Annotated in this window: 3 protein-coding genes; 2 read left to right on the top strand and 1 reads right to left on the bottom strand. The window is 61.5% G+C overall.

The window, feature by feature from the left end; all coding sequences use genetic code 11:
• The first annotated feature begins 215 nt into the window (after positions 1 to 215).
• On the top strand, positions 216 to 581 hold the full coding sequence (locus ASE89_RS19820; RefSeq protein ID WP_082451452.1) for a J domain-containing protein: 366 nt from the start codon (positions 216 to 218) through the stop codon (positions 579 to 581).
• A gap of 339 nt (positions 582 to 920) precedes the next feature.
• Here the strand turns inward: ASE89_RS19820 and ASE89_RS11945 are convergent, their stop codons facing one another.
• Positions 921 to 1,814 (bottom strand): LysR family transcriptional regulator, encoded by an 894-nt coding sequence (locus tag ASE89_RS11945; RefSeq protein WP_056677980.1) that lies wholly within the window; start codon positions 1,812 to 1,814, stop codon positions 921 to 923.
• A 93-nt stretch (positions 1,815 to 1,907) separates the two neighbouring features.
• On the opposite strand from ASE89_RS11945, the gene ASE89_RS11940 reads away from it, so the two are divergent.
• Positions 1,908 to 2,984, top strand: a complete 1,077-nt coding sequence (locus ASE89_RS11940) for an aldo/keto reductase (RefSeq protein WP_056677972.1) — start codon at positions 1,908 to 1,910, stop codon at positions 2,982 to 2,984.
• Positions 2,985 to 3,310 lie beyond the last annotated feature (326 nt).

Here is a 3,310-nt window from a genome sequence, read left to right as displayed (position 1 = left end):
GGGGGGGGGGCGGTAAAGGGGCCGCGAATGTCCGGGATTGGGTCAACGCCTAGGGGCGGCGTAGTGTCGTCGAAAGCACGAAGTGGCGGATGGGAATGATAGCCATCTGATTGTAGACGCCTAAAGCCACCCTTTGGATCACCGAGAAGGCTAGGTTAAGATCACGCCCCATGCTGACTTTCCTTTTTCGCGATTTAGCCGCAGATAACGGCTAGATGGCGCTCTCACCCGACTATTATTCTGTTCTAGGGGTGCCCTCGACGGCAAGTCGCGAAACCATCCACGCCGCGTGGAAAGCGCTGCTCCGTCAATATCACCCCGATGCCAATCATGGTGCGGATGTTTCTGCGCGTGCTAAAGAGATCAACGAGGCGTATTCCGTTCTGGGAAAGAAGGAAGCACGCGCCGCCTATGATCGGTCGCAGATCAGGCCGTCTGCCCACCGAGCGACCGCGGCCCGCCCGTTTCACCCCAGGAAAGCCGGTACGCGCCCGATGCGACCTAGCCCGGCGATGCAGCCCGGCGGTAGCTTCTCGCAGCCGCTAGAGACCAACGAATGGCTGATGGGCCTTTTCTGTTGATCCTCACCGCCGCACCGATCGCTACAATCCTGGTTCTGTGGAATGAGGAATCCGGATTGGCACCTACGGTTCGACGTAGCGTCGCCGCTCATCCCGTGCCTGAGCCTCCTGCAAAAGCCGTCCGCAACTCATCGGGCACAAAACTCGGACTTTGACAGCCTGCTTCTTAAACTATCCCCCAGTCGGAGCATTCGAGATCGCAGGGTCAGGCGCCAAAAGTGGTCGTAACGCGGAGATGAACAAGCGGCCGAAGTTGGGAAGCTGGGAAGGGGGCGGGGACGTCTGCTTCTGGGTCAGGTGTTCTCATGGAGCTCGTGCGTAAACCCATTCCTCTAACGCTCAACTGGATTGCCAGCGGATTGCATCGATCAGCGCGCGCATCGCAGGACTGACCCGCCGGTCCGGATAATAGAGCCTGCACCCGGGATAGGGCGAGCACCAAGCACCGAGAACCTGGATCAGACGCCCGTCCGCGATTTCGGCGGCCACGTCGTGCTCCATCATGTAGCCGAGGCCTGCACCCGCCCGCACCGCTGCCGATGACAACACTTCGTCGTTGACGATCAGTTGCCCCGCAACGCGCATCCTGATGTCGCGTCCGCCCTCCTCGAACTCCCAAGGCAGCAAGCCGCCGCCGCCCAGCTGTCGGTAATTTACACAGATGTGGTCTTCGAGATCGGCCGGACTTATCGGGAGTTTGCGGCGGGAGAAGTAGCCCGGTGTGCCGACCACGACCGTGCGCAGGTCGGGGCCCACCGGCACCGTCACCATGTCGCTGTCGATCGCGCCCGCGAGCCGGATTCCTGCGTCAAACCCGCCAGCGACAAGGTCGATCAATCGGTCATCGACAATCACCTCGACTGAGATGTCAGGATGATCGATCAGGAATGCAGGCAGGCGCGGCGCTAGAATCGTGCGCGCGGCCCAACCGAACGTCGTCAGCCGCACCGCTCCCGTCGGCGTGTCCCGCCAGTCAGCCAAGCGCGACAGGCCGCGCGCAACTTCGCTCAGAGCTGGCCCAAGCGACCGCAGCAGTTGCTCGCCCGCCAAAGTCGGCGCGACCGAGCGCGTGGTCCTGGCTAGGAGGCGAACGCCAAGCCGCAGCTCCAGTGCCTTCATTGCATGACTCAGGGCCGACGGAGACAGGCCGATTTCTGCAGCTGCGCGCGTGAAGCTGCGCAACCGCGCCACGGTCGCGAATGTCGCCAAATCGTCAAGCTCGCCGCGCCGCATTGATGCATCATGCTCACAGGCCCTTGCACCTAACAATGACTAATCGTGGTCGCGCGCGCTCCTTATTTTCCGGATGAAGCAAGGAGACAGTCCATGAGCCTTAGTCACTATCGCACTCTTGGCCGTTCGGGCCTCGTCGTCAGCCCGCTTGCGTTGGGCACTATGACCTTTGGCCTTGGCCAGTGGAACGCTGACGATGCCAGCGCGCGCAAAATCTTCGACGCCTATCGCGAGGCGGGCGGCAACTTCATCGACACCGCCGACATTTATTCTGGCGGTGGCAGCGAGGATCTAGTTGGTCGCTTCATAAAAGAGACAGGTTCACGCGACGAGGTGGTGCTGGCAACCAAGTTCGGTTTCAATGGATCTGCCAGCCCGCTGACCGCTTCGCAGTCCGGCGGCGGCAACCCCAATGCGGGCGGGGCGGGAGCCAAGAACATCCACCGCGCGCTCGACGCCTCCCTCCAGCGGCTCGGTACCGACTATGTCGATCTCTACTGGATGCACATTTGGGACGGGGTGACGCCCGCCGAGGAGTTGGTCGAGACGCTCGGCGCGCTCGTTCGCTCCGGCAAGATTCGCTACTACGCCTTCTCCGACATGCCAGCATGGCTGGCTACTAAGGCGGCGACAGTCGCATCGGAGCGCGGCGTCCCCGGCCCAGTCGCGATGCAGGTCGAATATTCGCTGGTGGCGCGCGATGTGGAGGCCGAGCACATTCCCGCCGCGCGCGACGCCGGCATGGGCGTACAGCCATGGAGTCCGCTCGCGGGCGGTTTCCTGTCAGGCAAATATCGGCGCGACGACACTGCCGAGACCGGTCGACTGAGCGGCGCCAACCCCTTCGGCGACAGCAAGTTCGTCGATCGCAACTGGGACGTGCTCGACGTGGTGAAGGCGATCGCCTCCGAGATGGACTGCAGCCCCGCACAAGTTGCGCTCGCATGGACGATGGCGAAGTCGGGGGTGTCATCGACGCTGATCGGTGCCCGCTCGGTCGAGCAACTGAAGAGCAATCTGGCTGCTGCGTCGCTCACGCTGGACGATCGCAAAATGGAGCGCCTGAATGAGGTGAGCGTCCCCGCCCCGAGCTTCAGCGCCGCGCTGGCATCGCCCGCCATCCGGAGGATGATCTTCGGCGGCCAAGACGTGCGTGGATGGGGCGAGTAAGTCCCCGCTACCACCCAATCACGATAACCAACCCTGTCGCAGTTTCAGGGTGCTACTGGCTCTGTCGTCACTGAAAGCTGCCAGTCCGATTTTTCTGAGATTACGACGTTGATGACGGGTCATCGGTCGCAAAAAAAACGGTCAGCGCCGAGATGAATGAGTGTCTGACGGTGAGAAGCCGGAGAGTGGACGCGAATGACCGCAACTGGGTCTTTTTAATTTTTAACCGAAAGATCGGTGCTATGTTGTAAATGCTCCTGCTGCTTTCGATCATCAATATCGATGTTGATACCCAGCCACCTGACGATCTGTCCTTCCTTGGCGCA

Origin of the sequence: Sphingomonas sp. Leaf30 (assembly GCF_001422525.1) — a bacterium.
Classification (GTDB): domain Bacteria; phylum Pseudomonadota; class Alphaproteobacteria; order Sphingomonadales; family Sphingomonadaceae; genus Sphingomonas; species Sphingomonas aerolata.
This window is presented reverse-complemented; position numbering and strand designations above follow the sequence as displayed.

Bases quoted from the DNA above. Each gene is read 5' to 3' on its own strand.
- ASE89_RS19820 (WP_082451452.1), top strand. From the start codon at position 216: ATGGCGCTCTCACCCGACTATTATTCTGTTCTAGGGGTGCCCTCGACG.
- ASE89_RS11945 (WP_056677980.1), bottom strand. From the start codon at position 1,814: ATGCGGCGCGGCGAGCTTGACGATTTGGCGACATTCGCGACCGTGGCG.
- ASE89_RS11940 (WP_056677972.1), top strand. From the start codon at position 1,908: ATGAGCCTTAGTCACTATCGCACTCTTGGCCGTTCGGGCCTCGTCGTC.